Raw genomic sequence first — 19329 nt, forward strand, 5'->3', positions numbered from 1 at the left:
GGCTTTTATTCATCCGCGTACTGATTTACGTCGAACGCAGACCTGTCCCCAGCTTGATCCGGTTCCCATTTTTATCCGGGAAAAGTGAAGCGCCCATGTTGATGGGCTTTCACAAAGTGGGACGACACTCAAGAGTGCCGCTGCAATCATCTCCCTATCAAGTCTCCATCAATGTGACACATAAAAAACATAACGCGTGTAATCGGAACCGACATATCACTTTTTAAGCAATCCATGGCGAATCAGTAATGAGAATCTCCAGCTACCGCTTTTATCCGGGCGGAGCTGTACCCAAACCTTGAGGTGATGTCAGGTCACCTTCGGGTGTTAACAGGTGAGGCTGGGATTATGCCAACCCCATGCGATCTTGTTAGCTCTCCTTGCTTGGCCCCCGGGGAACTGCCCCGGGGGCAATTTTTGTCAGGTGCGCGCCGTTATCGTTATCAAGATGATTCAGAAAAGAGAGAAGCTTATGAAGCAGCAGTTAAAGGTCATGGTCAGTGGCAGTGTGATTGTTCTAACCGCGCTGATGGGGTGTACCAAGACAGAGTCGGTCGATAAGCCCGCCGCAGCGCAAAAAGCAGCCGCACAGTGGCCGGTAGTAACCAGTGCTGTTGCTAAAGATCCGGCGGTTGAAGCCAGAATTGACGCATTGCTTGCGAAGATGACGCTAGAGCATAAGGTCGGTCAATTGATGCAGCCGGAGCTGCGTCAGATCACGCCGGAAGATATCAAGAAGTACCACGTCGGCGCCGTGCTCAATGGTGGTGGCGCTTTCCCCGGGGACAACAAATACGCAACCGTGAAAGACTGGGTTGCGTTGGCGGATACCTATTACAACGCCTCCATGGACGACAGCAATGGTGGTATTGCTATCCCCATCATGTGGGGTACAGACGCGGTGCACGGTCATAACAACGTGATCGGTGCAACCATCTTCCCGCACAACATTGGACTGGGCGCAATGCGCAATCCGGAGTTGATTCGTCAAATCGGTGAAGTCACGGCACGGGAAATTTCCGCTACCGGTATCGATTGGAACTTCGCGCCTACCGTAGCTGTGGCACGTGATGACCGCTGGGGACGTGCTTACGAGTCCTACTCGGAAGATCCTGCGATTGTGAAATCCTACGGCGGCAAGATGGTAGAGGGGCTGCAGGGCCGCGCTAATACCGGTGAATTCATGGCGGAAGATCGCGTGATTGCTACCGCCAAACATTTTATCGCTGATGGCGGCACCTTGGCCGGTGTAGATCGCGGCGATGCGGACATCAGCGAGGCGGAACTCATCGCGGTGCATGCACAAGGTTATGTCACAGCGATAGAAGCCGGCACACAAACGGTAATGGCATCGTTCAACAGTTGGCAAGGCAAAAAAATGCACGGCCATGAATACCTGTTGACCGATATCCTGAAAAACCGCATGGGTTTTGACGGTCTGGTGGTCGGCGACTGGAACGGTCATGAGTTTGTGCCCGGTTGTACCAAAGTCAGCTGCCCGCAAGCCATCAACGCGGGCCTCGATATCTTTATGGCGCCCGATGCGGATTGGAAAGTGCTCTATGCCAATACCCTTGAGCAAGTGAAAAGCGGCGAGATCAGCGAAGCGCGTTTAAACGATGCTGTGCGTCGCATCCTGCGGGTAAAAATCCGTGCTGGCTTATTTGAAAAAGGTGCGCCGTCTACGCGCGCCTTTGCGGCCAGGCAAGAGCTGATTGGCGCACCCGCGCATCGCGCGGTTGCCCGTCAGGCTGTGCGTGAATCCCTCGTGCTGTTGAAAAATAACAATCAACTTCTGCCGTTAAATCCGGGCATCAATGTACTGGTAGCAGGTGATGGTGCCGACAACATCGGCAAACAATCCGGCGGCTGGACAATTTCCTGGCAAGGTACCGGTAACACCAACGCGGATTTCCCCGGTGGCAGTTCGGTATATCAGGGCATTGCTCAATCTGTTGAAGCCGCGGGCGGCACAGCGACACTCAGCGAAAACGGTGACTACACCCGCAAGCCCGATGTGGCGATTGTGGTCTTTGGTGAAGATCCTTACGCCGAGATGCAAGGCGATGTAAAAAATCTCGCCTACAACAATACCGACGATCTGACGTTACTTAAAAAACTGAAAGCAGATGGCATTCCCGTGGTGTCCCTGTTTATTACCGGTCGTCCCTTGTGGGTCAATCGTGAATTAAATGCATCCGATGCTTTCGTCGCCATCTGGCATCCCGGCTCTGAAGGTGCGGGTGTTGCCGATGTGCTCTTTACCGATAAAGCCGGAAAAGTTCAGCACGACTTCAAAGGCAAACTCTCTTTCTCCTGGCCGGCAACACCGGCGCAGTCACCTTTAAACGTGGGTGAGAAAAATTACGCACCGCTCTTCGCGTATGGCTATGGCCTGACCTACAAAGATAAAGACGATCTGGGTGATGATTTGTCTGAAGAAGCCAACCTCAGTATGCAAACCGATGCGGTGCTGAAAATTTTTGACAACCGTCCGTTGGAGCCCTGGCAATTGGTGATTGCTGATGGCCGCAACAATCAGATGAATGTCACTGGCAGTACCGCAAGCCTCGACACCATTACCTTGCGCGCTGTGGATCGCAATGTGCAGGAAGATTCCCGTCGTATGCAGTGGAACGGTACAGGCCGCGGTAGCGCCGGTTTCTTTGCGCAGTCGCGCACCGATCTTTCTTCTTACGTCGAAGCCAATGCCGCGCTGGTGTTTGATGTAAAAGTGGATGAAAAACCCACCGCAGAGGTGCGCCTCGGTATTTTCTGCGGCCAGGATTGTATGGCCGAAAAATCCATCACAGAAAACCTGCAAGCCCTGCCGCAAAAAGAATGGACCACGCTATCGGTTGCATTGAATTGCCTTGCAACAGATCGCGCAAAAATGGACATGATTTTGTCACCGTTCTACCTGGTGACAGAAGGCAAGTTGGATTTATCACTCTACAACTTGCGTATCGAGAAAAACGTGGATGCGGCGATTAGCTGCGAGTAATCGGAGCTAAATCTGTATCCACAGAGTGACCCGGCCCGTCGATTCGGTGTCGACGGGCTATTACCGATAACTATATAACGAGGTAATCATGAAAATAACATTTCCTTTAGTCACCTGCTTTAGCGTGCTTTGTCTGACGCTGGCCGGTTGTGGCGGCAGCGATTCCAATAACAATCGCTCCAGTTCCTCCACACCGAGCAGCTCAAGCAGCTCCAGTGTTGTTGCGTCAAGTGAGCCTGCGTCCAGCAGCTCTTCAGAATCGAGTATTGCCGTTAGTTCTGAAGCATCCAGTGAGGCTTCAAGTTCTGAGGTCGCGAGCTCTGAGTCTTCCAGTTCTGAGTCTTCCAGTTCTGAATCATCGAGTGAGTCCAGCTCCAGTAGTTCAGTTGGTTGGGCATTGATATGGGAAGACAACTTCGACGGTGACACGATTGATCCAGGCAAATGGGATCACGAAGTCAATTGTTGGGGTGGCGGTAACAACGAGCAGCAATGCTATACCGATCGTCCGGTTAACTCTTATGTTGAAGACGGCGTGTTAACAATCGTTGCACAACGTGAAGACTTTACCGGTCCGAATGATCCTGAGGGTGCAGGCGCCGGAACGGCCACCTTACCTTACACCTCCGCACGCTTGCGTACCAAAAACTTGGCAGAGTGGACTTTCGGTCGTTTTGAAATCCGCGCGAAATTACCTGCGGGTCAAGGCACCTGGCCAGCCATCTGGATGTTGCCCACAAACTCACCCTACGGCGGTTGGGCCGGTGGTGGCGAGATCGACATCATGGAAGCGGTCAACCTGAAAGCCGATTCAGATGAAGCTGGCGTTCCCGAAGGAACACCCGAAGCTCGCGTACATGGCACCTTGCATTACGGCCGCGCATGGCCAGGTAACGTGAATTCCGGTGCTTCCTATAAATTACCGGATGGGCTGAATCCGGCCGACGATTTCCATGAATACGCATTGGAATGGGAAGCGGGCGAAATTCGCTGGTATGTAGACGGTGTTCACTACGCCACCCATCGTCAGGACGGCTGGTATTCCCAATACATGGTTGACGGCGTGTTGACCGATGCTCCTATCGGCGCGCCCTTTGATGAGCATTCGGAATTCCATTTGTTGCTCAATCTGGCTGTAGGCGGCTCCTGGGCTGCCAACACCAATGAAGGTGGCGTTGATGCGACAGCCTTCCCGCAAACCATGCAAGTGGATTACGTGCGCGTTTATGAGTGCAGCGGCTCGTCCCCGTCAACCGGTACAGGCTGTGCCACGATTGACGAAGGAGCAGAATTGATTGCCGGTAACGAACGCCCTGGCATTGGCCCGGTTAACTTGGACGGCCCACCGTTGCTTACCATTTTTGGGGATGACCTGTTCGAAGGTTTGAAATTGCGCAGTTACGACCCGCAAGGTATTGTGACTTACGCGGAAATTGAAGAAGACGGTCGTGGTGATGTGATCAACGTGGTTAAAACCGGCAACACTGGTAATGCCTACATCAATGTAGATGGTGATCCGGCGGATTTGCGCAACTGGTCACCAGACAGCAAATTAATGTTTGATTACAAGATCAACAGCATTGCTGATGACAGCACCTTGCTTGTTAAGCTGGACAGTGGTTGGCCAAGCGTGAGCGATGTCGGCTTGCCCACTGCCACAGTTGGTTCATGGCAATCGTTTGAAATCACCCTGGCTGATCTGATAGACAACGGTAACTCTTTGCAGGCTGGTGGTAAGGCAAGCCTCGCCAATATTACCAATATATTTGTTATCGATTCCTCCGGTGCCATGGATGTATCTTTTGACAATATTCGTATTGAAGGTACGGAGAACGAAGGCGAATTTGCCGCACCACCACTCTTCACTCTCTTTGATGATTCTGTTGCCGAGGGACTTCAGATCCAAAGTTACAATCCAGCGGGCGCAATCACATCATCAGAACTTGCTGAAGCGGGTCGAGGCGACGTGTTTAGTGTGGTTAAAGGCGCTGGTGCAGGGAACATATCATTCAATATAGTTAACGGTGCTACCGATTTAAGTGCTTGGGCAGCAGGCGGAGAGTTAGTTTTTGATGTGAAAGTAAATAGCAAAGATGCTGCTGCTAATCTGCTAGTGAAGATGGATAGCGGCTGGCCTCAAACCAGTGATGTAACAGCCACCCTCGGTGAAATCGGTGAATGGTCAGAAGTTCGTATTAGTGTCGCCGCACTGATAGCTAGCGGAAACTCTTTGGAGGCGGGCATCGCTAACCTGAGCGCTATCACCAACATGTTTGTTATAGAACCAACAGGTCCGATGGACGTATTGTTTGATAACATCCGTTTGGAAATCGGTGATGCTGGCGGCGGTGATGAATTTGCTCCGTTGCCATTGTTCAACATCTTCGAGGATGCTGTGGTCGCAGGTGTTCAGGTTGGTGTTTTTGATGGTGCCAATATCACCACGTCAGCAATTGCTGAGGTAGATCGTGGTAATGTGTTCAACGTTGTCAAAACTGCCGCAAGTGGTAATGCCTACTTCAATGTGCCAGCAGGTCCGGTAGATCTTAGTGCCTGGTCTGCAGAAGGTGAGATTGTTTTTGACTACAAAGTCAGCAGCAAAGATGCCGGCAGTACACTGTTGATTAAAATGGATAGTGAGTGGCCGAATGTTAGCGATGCTCCTGTTCCCGTTGATGTTGAAGGTGTATGGAGTGAGTTTCGTATAGGCATTGCAGACTTGATTGACAATGGCAACTCTGTTCCCTGTTGTCCGGGCATGGCGAACATCTCATCGATTGTTAATATTTTTGTTATAGAACCGTCTGGCCCAATGGACGTGTCTTTTGACAATATTCGATTTGTAGTTGAATAACATCAGTGAAATAGACAAAAATGCCGGGTTTTCCCGGCATTTTTTTTGAGGATATGCTGAGTGCTGAATTGCTTTGTCGGATTACGCTTGCGCTAATCCGACCTACAAAAGCGGCATCCCCGTAGGTCGAATTAGCCGAAGGCGTAATCCGACAAGTTATCGATTAAGTAAAAACGCCAGGTGCTGTTTTATTCCCGGCCACTCATGTTGAATAATGCTGTAGATCACCGAATCCCGCACACGCCCGTCTGGCATTACCATATGGCTGCGTAAAATCCCTTCTTCTTTTGCACCCAAACGCAAGATAGCCTGGCGTGATGTATTGTTTAAATAATCAGTCAATAGCTCCACGCGGTTCATGCGCATTTGCTCAAATGCATGACTCAGCATTAAAAATTTTGCTTCGGTATTGGTACGTGTACGCTGCCAGGATTGGCCGAGAAAGGTATAACCAATCTCCACACGTTTGTAGGCAAGGTTGGCCTTCATAAATCGTGTTGAGCCGGCGATCTTATCGGTTTGCTTGTCAATGATGGCGTAAGCGATACCATCGCCGTGGCAAAAAGAGGTTTCAGCAAAATCAAAAAATTGCGCGATATTGTTGGGATGGGGGACCAGGGTTAAATTGAGGTTCCATAAGGCACCGTCCCTGATGGCATCACATAATCCAGAAAGATGCTCCCGAGTAAGCGGTTCAAGCCGAACAAATTCCCCGTCCAAAACAATCCTGTCAAATCCCATCTTCACAAGTCCCTATATCCACCGTAGGTCGGATTAGCCAAAGGCGTAATCCGACAAATCATTATGGCGAAGAATTACTCATTCGCCGCCTTCTTCAACGTCGCATCCGGCGCTCCGTTCTTGCGAAACTCGGTCGGCGATACACCCACTAAGCGATTAAAAAACCGATGAAATGCAGACTTACTGTTAAAACCGGATTGCAATAACACATCCAGTACCGTCATATCCGCATGCTTCTCATCACTTAACAATCGCTTGGCTTCTTCTACCCGATAAGTGTTCATAAATTCGAAGAAGTTGGTACCGTAGTGTTTATTGATGACCGCAGACACTTCCTTCACCGGTAAATCAATACGTTTGGAAAATTCTTCAATATTCAGGTTGTGCTTGAGGTAAAGCTTTTGAATTTCCATGCCTTGTTGCACTTTTTCAATCGCGCTGTCGGTCAGCTTTTCGTCGTGTTTATCTTTGATGGGTTCGTGCTTGGTGGTCAGCAATTTATGGGCGTACACCAGGCTGTAGGTGAACAATGCATTGATTAAAATAAACGTCACGTAATTGTCGGCAATACCGAAGCTGTCGGAGACATCCGGTGAAGCGGTTTGCGCGATAATGTGTGCGATGCCGCTCAGACTCCAGCTCACCAGAAAGCCGATAGTTAATACCTTTAGCCAGCCGGGTTCGGTGGTGGAAAAATCAGAATATTGATCTTTCAGTTGCGATTGATATTTTTTGGTGAGTAATACTGCCGCAATGCCGTAGATAAACGGCAGGGCTTTTACCACGTGCCATACGCAATCCACCAGGCTGCGTGAGAGTTCGGTGGAGTCAATGGAGCGGAAACTCAAGTCAAGGCTGTCGATGCGGAATATTGCCAGCCACAACATTGCGCCGACCACCGGGGTTAAATGCCACAGGTGGCGCGGCTGCAGGTGAAACGACTCGCGCGTTAGCGATGCGACATAAAGGTACAGCGCCGGTCCTTTAAGAATCAGTGCTGTGACCAGAAAGTAGGGCAGGAAATGACGATCAAAGACCGGGTGGATATGTACATCACCGTTCCACAATATCAGGACGCACGCTGAGCCGACGGCGACGCAGAGCAGAAAGCAACTGAGGAGAATACTGGCGAGTCGATTGGTTACCGGTAGTACTGCCTGGAAGATTGCCAACAAGAAACACTCTGCCACAGTCATCAACAAGACGACGTCGTGGATATTAAAAATTTGCGCTTTCATGAGAGTCCCACAGCTTGTCAGTGATCGTTATAGTTATACTCCGCGAATTATAGATCAAGCGCGTTTGACTGTCGTCAGTGTCATCACGGTACCGAAGCGACACAAGCTGACTGCTCAGGTCGCGTTATGTTTATGAACCGGTTACAGTATGCGCTGCATTATCGCGGGGCATAGTCAGGTAATCATTGTTATCCCCGACACGGGGGAATTTTTGCCAAAGCCCTTTGCCTCCACAGAATTGCATCCAAAGGATCAAGTCTTACGCGGAAGCCCGGGCCTGTGATTTTGTTTAACACTACTTTACCCAGAGAGGCCTGAGTGTCCGATTCCATGATACTCGATAAAGAACTGCTGTTTCGTTTGGCAGAGGAGTTACCGCCACTTCAGTTCGTGGCCGAGCAGGATAGTCGGTGGCCGCTGGAGGCTGACCCACAAACCTACCTCAACTACTATCGCATCAACTTTGCCAGGGAATTTCCCGAGGTGATCCACGGCTTCGGTCGGGTCGATAGCGGTGGCTTCCGGGTGGCTACTCACTACTGGTTACCGGCAAATCCCAAAGGCACCGTCGTCATTGTCCACGGTTATTACGACCACGTCGGTGTGTATCACCACCCCATCCAACTGGCCCTGCAGCAAGGTTATGCCGTACTGGCCTTTGATTTACCCGGCCACGGGCTTAGCAGCGGCATGATCGCGTCGATTGATTCCTTTGACCACTACGCCGATGTATTGGCCGATCTGTTAAAGCGCACCCGGGATCTTTTACCGCAACACCGTTTTGCTCTGGGGCAGAGCATGGGCGGTGCGGTATTACTCAACTATTGCTGGCGCTACTCACCGGATGATTTCGCCAAATTCGCGCTCTGTGCGCCGCTGATTTTACCGCGTGGCTGGCGCTCCGGCCGTATGCTCTATCGGCTGCTCAAAGGCTTCGTCAGCCATGTGCCGCGCCGCTTTACCCCCAGCTCCCACGACCCGGAATTTGCCGACTTCATCGCGCGCCGCGACCCACTGCAGTCTCAATACCTGTCGGTGGTCTGGATTACTGCGATGAAAGCCTGGGCCGAAGGTTTCCGCCATTTCGAACCGCTGGATAAAGCGATGCTGATTGTACAGGGAACCGGTGATCGAACTGTGGAATGGCGCTACAACCTGGAACAATTACGTGAAAAATTACCCAACGCCGAGATCAAATTGATCGCCGATGCGGGGCACCATTTAGTTAACGAGAGCACAGAATATCGCGCGCAGCTCTTCACCTATCTCCAAAGCTATTTCTTCAACGAGTGAAACCGGTAGAATGCCTTGACTCTGCGAGTCCAGCGGGGGCATCTGCCGCTTGAATTCACTGACGTGAGGAAACTGTTTTGACGCAAGAACAGCGCAGTATCAAGGATTATCTGGTTATCTTTTTGAAAGGCATGTGCATGGGGGCTGCGGATGTTGTACCGGGCGTTTCCGGCGGCACCATCGCCTTTATCACCGGCGTTTACGATGAATGGTTAAACTCCCTCAAGCGCTGCACCCCCGCCGTTTTACTGATGCTCAAGAAAGACGGCCTCGCCAACACCTGGCGCTACATCAACGGCAACTTCCTCGTCGCCCTCTTCGGCGGCATCCTCGTCAGCCTGAAGACCTTCGCCGCCATCGTATTGATTGCCATGGAAACCTATCCCATCCTGGTATGGGCATTCTTCTCCGGCCTGGTGTTAGCTTCAATTTACCTGCTCGGTAAATCCCAAACCAGTTGGCGCTTGTCCCACTGGATTGCCCTGTTGCTCGGCGCTGCTTTTATCTATGCCATCTCCAACCTCGCCCCCGCGCAGCTGCCAGGCTACGCATGGATCTTGTTCCTCGGCGGGTTTGTGGCTATCTGCGCAATGATATTACCCGGCATCTCCGGCAGCTTTATCCTCTTACTCGTCGGCCTATACCCGGTCTTCCTCAACGCCATCCACAACCTCGAAATCGGCAAACTCCTCGCCTTCGGCCTAGGCTGTATCTGCGGCCTGATCATCTTCTCCCGCTTCCTCTCCTGGCTTCTGGCGAGCTACCACAGCGCGACCCTGGCTACCCTGATCGGCTTTCTCGTGGGCTCGCTCTACGTCACCTGGCCCTGGAAGCAGGTGCTGACCACCACGGTAGATAGCGATGGCAACACAGTCGTCCTTCAGCAAGCCAACCTGAGCCCATTTGAATACCTCTCGGTAACAGGCGTCGAGCCGATGCTAGTTGCGGCGTGTTTAAGTGCTTTGGCAGGAATTTTATTGGTGGTGGTAACCGAGTACGTGGCGCATCGGTTGAAGAGGTAACGCGGCTTTTTATTTACTTGTCTGCAGGTGATTGAGGTGTACTCCGTAATCCGTTTGTCATTAGGGTGTATGTTTCGAAAACGCATGAATACATCCCTGTAGCTCCCTCAATTCATCCCTGAATTGAGGGTTTCGAAACATACACCCTAACGCCAAACTCAAGCTGTGCCGGCGTCGATGTGGGTAGTGCTTAAGTTAAAACAGCACCCGACACCGAATTGTCCCTTCTACGTTACGCAATTTTTCCAGCGCTTCCTCGCTGTACGGTGAATTAATATCCACCACCACATAACCAACCTTCTCGTTAGTTTGCAGATATTGCGCGACGATGTTGATGTTGAAATCGGAGAAGATCTTATTGATAGACGACATCACCCCCGGCACGTTGGCATGAACGTGCAGCAAGCGATGCGCATCCGGGTGACCGGGCAAAGCCACTTCTGGGAAGTTAACCGAGCTGGTGGTGGTACCGTTATCGGAGTATTTAATTAACTTCTCTGCCACTTCCACCCCGATATTCGCCTGGGCTTCCATGGTAGAACCGCCGATATGCGGGGTAAGGATGACGTTGTCCAGGCCGCGCAAGGGGCTGACAAACTCATCATCATTGGCTTTGGGTTCTTCCGGGAAGACGTCAATGGCGGCGCCCGACAAGTGACCGATGCGGATTGCCTGGGCCAGTGCATCAATATCCACCACGGTACCGCGCGACGCATTGATCAGGATCGCGCCTTTCTTCATCAAACCGATTTCCCGCGCGCCGATCATGTTTTGTGTGGCATGTGTTTCCGGCACATGCAGGCTGACGATATCAGCCGTGCTCAGGAGCTCATCCAGGCTGCGCATTTGGGTCGCATTACCCAGGGGCAACTTGGTAATCACGTCGTAAAAGCACACATTCATGCCCAAGCCTTCGGCCAATACGCTGGTCTGGCTGCCGATAGAGCCGTAACCGATCAGGCCCAGGGTTTTACCGCGAATTTCGTAAGAGCCGATAGCCGATTTATCCCAGCCGCCGCGATGACACACGGCATTCTTGGCGGGAATGTTGCGCAGCAACAGGATGGCTTCGGCGATCACCAGTTCGGCGACGGAACGGGTGTTGGAGTAGGGCGCATTGAATACCGCAACGCCGTGTTCCTGCGCCGCTTTCAGATCGACCTGATTGGTACCGATGCAGAAACAACCGGCGGCGATCAGCTTGGGCGCGTTTTCGAACACGCGGCGGGTCAGTTGGGTGCGCGAACGCAGGCCGACAAAATGGGCATCCTGAATCCGCTCGATCAACTCGTCTTCGCCCAGCGCGGTCTTCAGATATTCAATGTTGGTGTAACCGGCGGCGTTGAGCGTATTAACCGCTGACTGATGAACGCCTTCCAGCAACAGGAATTTGATCTTGCTTTTGTCTAACGACGTCTTGCTCATGAAAGTCTGACCTCTGGCAATACTGTGGCCCGCGCCTGACGGGAATCTCTGATCGGGAGTGGAAACGGGGGGATAAAAACGGGCGGCATGATAGCACAGCTCAGCCTGTGGCTGCGCGCCGCCCGGCGCCAATTACGTCCTGAATACCGCTACTTGCTGAAGACGGCACCGATGATGGCGCTGCCGCGCTCCACCGGATCTTTACGAATCAGTTTTTCCTGAGTAGCCACTTCCTTGAATAACGCCGTCAGGCTCTGGTTCAACACATGCTGTTCCAGATCCAGGTCCGGCTTGTTGGCGATGGGGAGTTGTTTATAGGTACCAAGCAGCTGTTGATACTGGTTATAAAATCCGACCTGCCGCAGGTTCTGCTGGATGATGGGCAGGTAGCGCTGGCGCAGGGTGGACTCGGTTTGCTGGCGGAAATAATCCGTGGCCGCCGTGTCGTGACCGCGAACAATACCCAGCGCATCGGTCACCGTCATATTACGCACGGCACTGATAAAGACATCCTTCGCTTCAACCGCTGCTTTTTCCGCGCCCTGATTCATCAGTGCTTCGACCTTATCCAATTGTCCGCCCAAGCCGAACTGGCGCAGGGTGCTGGCGATAGGCTGGACTGATTGCGGCAATTCTATGCGGTACAGTGGATTATTACTGTAGCCGCCGGTTTGCGACAGGCTAGTGGCGGCGCGCCCGCTGCTCAGTTCCAGCGCGTCCTTGATGCCGCGTACCAATTGCGCCTGGTTGCCGTAACCACTGGCACTGGCCACGTCGGCACTGGTTTGCAGGATTTCCGGCATGCTGGCATTGCAGGCGGCGAGGGACAGGGGCACGGCGAGTAACAGGATTTTCAGGGCTTTCATAAGGGTGTCCTTGTGATGGAACGGGTCGATGGAATTGAGAAAGTGATAAAAGCGCCTGCCGGTATGTCGTTAACGTTCAAGCTGCCGTGGCTGCACACCCATCAACGCCAGAATCTGCGTTTGTGCAGCGTTTAATATGGCGCAGCGTTCGGTTTCGTCCGGGAGCATACGGGCGAGGGTAATGGCGCCGACCAGTGAGGCGAGCACCGCGCGGGCGCGGTCGCTGATCAGGCTTGGGTTAATCTCGAGTTTTTGCAGACGGCTGATGGCGGTAATACGATTCTCGAGCAGTTTGCGCAGGTGATCGTAGGAATTTTGTAACAGCGGGCGGATACGTTCGTCGTGCTGACCAATTTCATTGAATAGCAGGGTTTCCGGCGCCGGTTCCAGGTTTTCCTGTTGACGCAGGTTGAGGTAGCTGGTTGCCAGTGCGATCAATTTTTTCACCGGCAGCGGCGCCTTGACCAATCGCGCCCGTCCACGATCTTTCAGGGTTTCCAGAAAAGACGCAGAAAACAGCGCCTCCTTGGATTCAAAGTGCGCATAAAACGCCCCGTGGGTCATGCGCGCTTCTTTCATGATCTGGTTGATGGACACCTTCTGAAAACCATAGCGAAAAAACAGCTCCGTGGCCGATTTAAGGATACGGGCGCGGGATTTGATTTTCTGGTCTTTGGGGTAGGGCATGGGATATCAGTGTCTGAATATGATCTTGATCATAAGGTGGTGGTTAGTAGAGTGATCCGTCTGGTTTTTGCGCAACACCACAGCGGATAGCGAGACAAGAGGTATTTCATGAATTCACCCATCGTAGTCACCGGTATGGGCATGGTCAGCCCTCTCGGTTGTAGTGTCAAGCTGGTCTGGCAGCGGTTGATTGCCGGTCAGTCAGGTATCGGTTTTATTGATCGGTTCGACACCAGCGACTTCCCCATCCGCATCGCCGGTCTGGTGCCGGACATTACCCGGGATGCTGAAGCCGGGTTCGATGCCGATGCGGTCATTGAGCCGAAAGAGCGTAAAAAGCTGGATCGGTTTTCACTTTATGCCCTGGCAGCGGCGCAGGAAGCCTTGGCCCAGGCCGGCTGGCATCCGCAAAGTCTGGCGGACCAGGAGGCCACAGCCACCGTTATCGGCACCGGCATCGGCGGCTTTTCCATCATTACCCAGGCACAAAAAACCCTGGATGAACGGGGTTATCGTAAGCTGTCGCCATTTACCGTACCGGCATTCCTCGCCAACCTGGCGGCGGGCAATGTCTCTATTCGTTATGGTTTTAAAGGCCCCTTGGGCACGCCGGTAACCGCGTGCGCCGCCGGTGTTCAGGCGATTGGCGATGGCATGCGGCTGATTCGCAGCGGTGAAGCCCGGGTGGCTTTGGTCGGTGGCACAGAAGCCTGTGTTGATCCGCTGTCCCTGGCCGGCTTTCATGCATTGAAAGCGCTGTCGACAGAAGCCGACGCGCCACACACCGCATCGCGCCCCTTTGATGCACAGCGCAATGGTTTTGTGATGGGCGAGGGCGCCGGGTTATTGGTGATCGAAACCCAGGAGCATGCACTGGCTCGCGGTGCGACACCGCTGGCGATACTGAGTGGTTATGGTACCAGCAGCGATGCACACCATATTACCTCGGGACCCGAAGACGGTGCCGGTGCGGCAGCGGCCATGCGGCGCGCCCTGGCGATGGCCAATTTGCAGCCGGCAGATATTCATTACGTGAATGCTCACGCAACTTCCACCCCGGTGGGCGACCGTGCTGAAGTGGCCAGTTTGCGCGCGGTGTTTGGCGAGCATTTGCCGCAGGTGCCGGTGTCCTCCACCAAATCAGCTACCGGGCATTTGCTGGGAGCCGCCGGTGGAGTGGAGAGTATCTTTACGGTGATGGCGACGATAGAAGATCGGTTACCTGCGACGCTGAACCTAGAACAGGTGGATGACGATTTTCAGAATCTGGACTTCATCCCGCTGCACAGCAGAAAGCAGCGTGTTTTGCATGCGCTTTGCAACGGCTTTGGTTTTGGTGGTGTGAATGCGGCGTTGCTGGTAAGCAAGTGGCCCAATGAATAACAAGCTGATCAGCCGGTGACGACGATGTCCGTTACGAGGGCGAAGGATTCTGCGTTCTGGGCTGCGTAATACCAGCGTATATCCAGGTCCAGCAGACGCATGCCATACACCCGGTCGGGGTCGAGCGCCTGGTACGAAGGGCGCGGATCCTGTTGCAGGATTTGCGTCAGCAATGATTGAAGATCCAGCCCTTTGCTGCGGAGATAATCCGCGCAGAAATCCAGTGCCGTTGCAGAAAAACGTACCGCCATTTGTGAGGGTGCTTCCGCCGCAAACCCGTTCACCGCATCCGCCACACAATCCACATACGGCACGTAGGGTTTGATATCCAGCACCGGCGTGCCGTCGAGCAGATCAACCCCCGATAACGCCAGCCACAGCTTGCCCTTTTCCTGATGAATACCTTCCAGTCGCACCACCGATAAACCGATCGGTGACGGCCGAACCGGCGAGCGGGTGGCGAAGACGCCGAGGCTTTTGTTGCCGCCGAGGCGCGGCGGTTTAACCCTGGGTTTCCACTCTTCGCGGCGGTTGGCGTGGAAGACAAATTGAATCCACAGGTGGCTGCAAGTTTCCAGGCCGTCCAGCGCGGCGGGATCATCAAAGGGCGGGAGCAATTCCAGTTGCGCGCGCGCCAGCGGCACCAATCCCGGTTGACGGGGGATGCCAAACTTTTCCTTGAAGCAGGAATGGACGATTCCGATGGCGGGGAAGGTAAATTCCATGGGGTTATCCGCAGGGTGAAAGCCGCAAGGCTACGGAATTCACCGAGCCCGCTCAAGTGAAAAATACGCAACGGGTAAAGGAAAAAACTTTTAGCAATTTGGTTGGCGCCGCACCTCGGCCTTGCTGGTAGTATGGGCGTCCAACAGCAGGCAAATCCGGGGAATTATTGTGCGCGTCCCTGGAAAAAATCATAAAGCACATCTTTGGAGAACATTAAACATAACTATCTGCGTGAGTTTGCCCATGATCAAAACCCACACTGCTACTGCTAAATGGCTACCCTGTTTTTTCATCCGTTGCTTTCTCGCCCTGGCGAGCCTGTCTATTCTTATCTCCTGCGCGGAGTCCGATCCAGAGCACGCGGCTAACACTGTGTCTCTCGTAGACGCAAAAGCTACCGTACAAACCCGCGCGCTCTACCAGAATTTGCATCGATTAAGCCCCGAACATGTGTTATTCGGCCATCAGGATGCGCTGGCCTATGGCGTGCTGTGGGAGGGCGACGAAGATCGCTCCGACGCCCGCGATGTGACCGGCTCCCACCCTGCGCTCTATGGTTGGGAGATCGGCAATCTGGAACTGGGTGCGCCGGAAAATCTCGACAAGGTTAACTTCGAGCGCATGCGCCGCTGGATTCAGGCGGCCTACCAGCGCGGCGGAGTGACCACCATCAGTTGGCACATGAACAGCCCGGCCACCGGCGGCAATGCCTGGGATACCCGGCCCACTGTGGCCGAGATCATTCCCGGCGGCAGCAAACATGAACAGCTCAAGGCGTATCTGGATGCATTTATCGTCTTTAACGAGCAGTTGGCGCTGACCGATGAGCAGGGCGAAAAGCATTACATTCCGCTCATCTTCCGCCCCTGGCACGAGCACAACGGCGACTGGTTCTGGTGGGGCAAGGGCCACGCCAGCGAAGCAGATTACATCGCGCTCTGGCGCTTCACTGTGGAATACCTGCGCGATGACAACAAGGTGCACAACCTGATCTACGCCTTCTCGCCCGACCGCAGCCGCACGGACATCAACCACTTCAAACGCGACTATCTCTACGGCTACCCCGGCGACGACTATGTCGACATCATCGGCCTGGACAACTACTGGGATCTCGGCCACCCCGCCAACGAGGCCCCGGCAGAACAACAAAAACAGGATTTCGCGCGCAGCCTGCAAGCGATTGTTGAGATCGCCAACGAGAAAGGCAAAATCGCCGCATTGACCGAAGGCGGCCAGGATAAATTGCCCAATCCGAAGTTTTGGACAGACACCGTCTTACCGGCGATCAAAGCCAACGCCACCACGCGACAACTGGCCTACATGATGGTCTGGCGCAACGCCAACCGCGAGCGTGAAGGGCGCGATCATTTTTATGTGCCTTACGAAGGCCACGAAGGCGCAGCGGATTTCCTGCATTTTTCCCGTCATGCGCTGGTGTTGTTTGAGAACGAATTGCCAGATATGTATGTGGCACCACTCTAGTAGAGCCCTTGAGGGAACGAGGGGTTGAAACCCTCACGTCAAGGACGACGTGAGGGAGCTACAGGGATGTATTCACCGCGTTTTCAACCCCTCGTTCCCTCAAGGGCTGTGGCACGGCCAAGGTTTTCTCACCCGTTAATACTGCTACTATCGCCTCTTTTGCTGACTGGCCCGGATATGCAATTGACCAACACCCCATCCCTCACACTGCCGCCACAGGTTTCCTGGTTGTTGTGGCTCGTCGCCCTGTTGTTGGGAATGGGCATTGCGGCCGGTTCGCTCAGTTACAGCCCGAGCGGGCGAATCAATGTGTTGTGGATCTGGTTGCTGTGGGCGGGTTTGCCCTTGTTGGGTTCTGTTGCGTCCTTGTGGGCGATGTTCTTTGGGAGTGGCCGACCCTGGTTATTCCAATGGCGCAATCGCACGGTGCATTGGCATCCGTCAAAACGCCAGCGGTTGGAGATGTTGGCGCTGTTGCAAAGTTTCTGGTTGCTGATCGGCGTGGGCATGCTTGTCGGTTATTGGTTGTTGTTGCTGTTTACGGACCTGGCGTTTGGCTGGAGTTCGACGCTGATTGATGAGCAACAGACGGTCCTCGCGCTGACTGAAACGATTGCGACACCCTGGCAGTGGCTGTGGCCGGCGGCAGTGCCGGATGCGAGCGTTATTGAATCAACCCGCTATATCAGAATCGCGCCGAATGACAACATCACCGCCGCCGGTGAGTGGTGGCCGTTTTTGATGGCGAGCCTGTTGTGTTACAACCTGTTGCCGCGTTTGGTGTTGCGTGGATTACTGGCCATGCGGCTGCGTCACTTGCGTGGCCACGAAGTGAACGTTCGAGCGCCGCAATTGACAGTAACGACAACACCAGCAAGTGCTGTCAGTGAAGCGTCACCGACCGATTGGCAAAACGCGATGGTTGTTCAATGGGAAATCCGCAGCGATGCCGGCACCGTGTTAGGCGTCGCCGATTGGCAACACGATGAGGCCGCGTTCAAAGCGCTGCTCGCCGACAAACCGCACAGCCTGTTATGGCGGGTCAACGCCAGCCGCTCGCCGGTGGGAGAACTGAGCGACCTGATTCAACTGGCGCGCACCGCCGGCATCACCCGACAGGCATTGCAAGCCGTGTGTGATGCCACCACGGACCCGGCGCGTCATCTTGCCAGCTGGCGCGCCTTCGCCACTCAACAACAACTTGTCTGGCTTAAGGAAACCACCTGATGACTATTCCTCATTTATGTGTGGTGGGCCATCCCAACAAGGGCAAATCCTCCATCGTCTCCACGCTCACTGAAAACGACAGCGTGCGCATCGGTGCCGAATCGGGCACCACCACCAGCGCCGACACCTTTGAATTTTTGCTCGACCAACGCGTGTTGCTCAAATTAACGGATACGCCCGGTTTTCAACGCGCGCGCCAGGTGCTGAGTTGGTTGCAAAGCGCGGAGGTCAGCTCCGCCAATCGCCCCGAACGTGTCAAACAATTTCTGCGCGAACCGGGCCACGCACAAAAATTTCCGGATGAAGTCGCCTTGCTCACGCCCATCATGGCCGGCGCGGGCATCTTGTATGTTGTCGACGGCGCGCAAGCGGTCAGCCCCGCCGATGAAGCGGAGATGGAAATCCTGCGCTGGACTGGCCAGCCGCGCATGGCCGTGATCAACCCCATGGGCGAGCCGCGCGCACTGGATGAATGGCAGCGCACGCTCACGCAATTTTTCCAGTGGGTACGCGTATTCAATCCGCTTACCGCCAGTGTGCCGGAACGTTTAACGTTATTTCGTGCCATGGGCGAACTGTTGCCGGAGTGGAGCAAATCCATCAGCGAATTATGCACGGGCCTCGCCGAGCGCGATCAGCAACGTTTGCAGGATGTCGGTTTTAATCTCGCCAATTATTGGTGCGAACAAATCAATCGGCGTGAACCGGTAACGCTGTTAGATAAAAGTGGATTGAGCCAGGCCGAAGAACGTTTACGACGCGCATTGGATGAACAGGAAAAACAATTTTTCAAACACATCAGCAGCGCCTGGGGTCACAATCATTTCGTGTTTGAAAATGACGCACAGTGGGATCTCGGCAGCGATACGCTAATGAATACCGAAACCTGGTATTTATGGGGCTTAAAACAACGCGAATTATTATTGGTCAGCGGCGCCGCCGGCGCGGCAACTGGTTTGATTGTGGACGCCGGTTTAGGCGGTAGTTCATTTTTATTAGGTGCATTATCCGGTGGCGTTATCGGCTCCGTCGGCGGCTGGCTCGCCGCACGGCAACTCCCCGGAAAGCGCCTCGGCTGGTTACCGCTGGCACAACAAAAAGAATTCGCCGGCCCGGTGCAGCATCCCAATTTCCCCCTCGTCGTCATGGCTCGCGCGCTCACCGTCACCCGCCAACTCTGGCACCGCCCTCACGCCGAACGCGGCGCACTTACCCTCCGCACCAGCGCCACCGATTGGTCGCGCCAGGAACAAGTGCAGTTGTTGCAATGGGCAAAATTCTTGCAACAGGATCAATGGAAAGCGAAGCAGCAGGATGCGTTGGTGAAGTGGGTGATGGGGGAGTTGCAGAAGGTTGTGGGGGAGAGGGAGTGAATTTCTGA

At 53.8% G+C, this 19329-nt stretch carries 14 protein-coding genes; 8 read left to right on the forward strand and 6 right to left on the reverse strand.

What is annotated here, in order from left to right; genetic code table 11:
* Positions 1 to 472: 472 nt before the first annotated feature.
* Entirely contained in the window at positions 473 to 3004 is a 2532-nt protein-coding gene (locus ACSV5M_RS09540) for a glycoside hydrolase family 3 protein (protein ID WP_439175805.1), read from the forward strand.
* An 88-nt stretch (positions 3005 to 3092) separates the two neighbouring features.
* Positions 3093 to 5858: a putative glycoside hydrolase gene (locus ACSV5M_RS09545; RefSeq protein WP_439175807.1), complete on the forward strand. Its 2766-nt coding sequence runs from the start codon at positions 3093 to 3095 to the stop codon at positions 5856 to 5858.
* Positions 5859 to 6014: 156 nt separating this feature from the next.
* On the opposite strand, the gene ACSV5M_RS09550 is transcribed toward ACSV5M_RS09545, so the two are convergent.
* Positions 6015 to 6599, reverse strand: coding sequence for a GNAT family N-acetyltransferase (locus ACSV5M_RS09550; protein WP_439175808.1), 585 nt, complete (start codon positions 6597 to 6599; stop codon positions 6015 to 6017).
* 74 nt (positions 6600 to 6673) lie between these two features.
* Entirely contained in the window at positions 6674 to 7837 is a 1164-nt protein-coding gene (locus ACSV5M_RS09555) for a helix-turn-helix domain-containing protein (RefSeq protein WP_439175809.1), read from the reverse strand.
* A 318-nt stretch (positions 7838 to 8155) separates the two neighbouring features.
* Between ACSV5M_RS09555 and ACSV5M_RS09560 the strand changes: the two genes are divergently transcribed.
* Positions 8156 to 9130 (forward strand): alpha/beta hydrolase, encoded by a 975-nt coding sequence (locus ACSV5M_RS09560; RefSeq protein WP_439175811.1) that lies wholly within the window; start codon positions 8156 to 8158, stop codon positions 9128 to 9130.
* A 77-nt stretch (positions 9131 to 9207) separates the two neighbouring features.
* Positions 9208 to 10152, forward strand: a complete 945-nt coding sequence (locus ACSV5M_RS09565) for a DUF368 domain-containing protein (protein WP_439175812.1) — start codon at positions 9208 to 9210, stop codon at positions 10150 to 10152.
* Positions 10153 to 10347: 195 nt separating this feature from the next.
* Here the strand turns inward: ACSV5M_RS09565 and serA are convergent, their stop codons facing one another.
* From serA to ACSV5M_RS09580, 3 genes are all read right to left on the reverse strand, one after another.
* Positions 10348 to 11577 carry a phosphoglycerate dehydrogenase gene (serA, locus tag ACSV5M_RS09570; RefSeq protein WP_439175813.1) on the reverse strand — a complete coding sequence of 410 codons (1230 nt, stop codon included), beginning with the start codon at positions 11575 to 11577 and terminating at the stop codon, positions 10348 to 10350.
* A 149-nt stretch (positions 11578 to 11726) separates the two neighbouring features.
* A complete protein-coding gene (locus ACSV5M_RS09575) occupies positions 11727 to 12443 on the reverse strand; it encodes a DUF4197 domain-containing protein (RefSeq protein WP_439175815.1) in 717 nt (238 codons plus the stop codon).
* A gap of 69 nt (positions 12444 to 12512) precedes the next feature.
* Positions 12513 to 13130 (reverse strand): TetR/AcrR family transcriptional regulator, encoded by a 618-nt coding sequence (locus ACSV5M_RS09580; RefSeq protein ID WP_439175816.1) that lies wholly within the window; start codon positions 13128 to 13130, stop codon positions 12513 to 12515.
* Between the two features lie 108 nt (positions 13131 to 13238).
* On the opposite strand from ACSV5M_RS09580, the gene fabF reads away from it, so the two are divergent.
* Positions 13239 to 14513: a beta-ketoacyl-ACP synthase II gene (gene fabF / locus ACSV5M_RS09585; RefSeq protein ID WP_439175818.1), complete on the forward strand. Its 1275-nt coding sequence runs from the start codon at positions 13239 to 13241 to the stop codon at positions 14511 to 14513.
* 8 nt (positions 14514 to 14521) lie between these two features.
* On the opposite strand, the gene tsaA is transcribed toward fabF, so the two are convergent.
* Positions 14522 to 15238 carry a tRNA (N6-threonylcarbamoyladenosine(37)-N6)-methyltransferase TrmO gene (gene tsaA, locus ACSV5M_RS09590; protein ID WP_439175819.1) on the reverse strand — a complete coding sequence of 239 codons (717 nt, stop codon included), beginning with the start codon at positions 15236 to 15238 and terminating at the stop codon, positions 14522 to 14524.
* A 244-nt stretch (positions 15239 to 15482) separates the two neighbouring features.
* On the opposite strand from tsaA, the gene ACSV5M_RS09595 reads away from it, so the two are divergent.
* The 3 genes from ACSV5M_RS09595 to ACSV5M_RS09605 all read left to right on the forward strand — a co-directional run bounded on the left by ACSV5M_RS09595 (position 15483) and on the right by ACSV5M_RS09605 (position 19321).
* On the forward strand, positions 15483 to 16721 hold the full coding sequence (locus ACSV5M_RS09595) for a glycoside hydrolase family 26 protein (RefSeq protein WP_439175821.1): 1239 nt from the start codon (positions 15483 to 15485) through the stop codon (positions 16719 to 16721).
* 177 nt (positions 16722 to 16898) lie between these two features.
* Entirely contained in the window at positions 16899 to 17948 is a 1050-nt protein-coding gene (locus tag ACSV5M_RS09600) for a DUF2868 domain-containing protein (protein ID WP_439175823.1), read from the forward strand.
* Entirely contained in the window at positions 17948 to 19321 is a 1374-nt protein-coding gene (locus ACSV5M_RS09605; RefSeq protein ID WP_439175824.1) for a DUF3482 domain-containing protein, read from the forward strand. The genes ACSV5M_RS09600 and ACSV5M_RS09605 overlap by 1 nt, the downstream gene beginning before the upstream one ends.
* The last annotated feature ends 8 nt before the right edge of the window (positions 19322 to 19329 follow it).

Origin of the sequence: Cellvibrio sp. ARAG 10.3, from assembly GCF_051846955.1 — a bacterium.
Lineage (GTDB): Bacteria > Pseudomonadota > Gammaproteobacteria > Pseudomonadales > Cellvibrionaceae > Cellvibrio.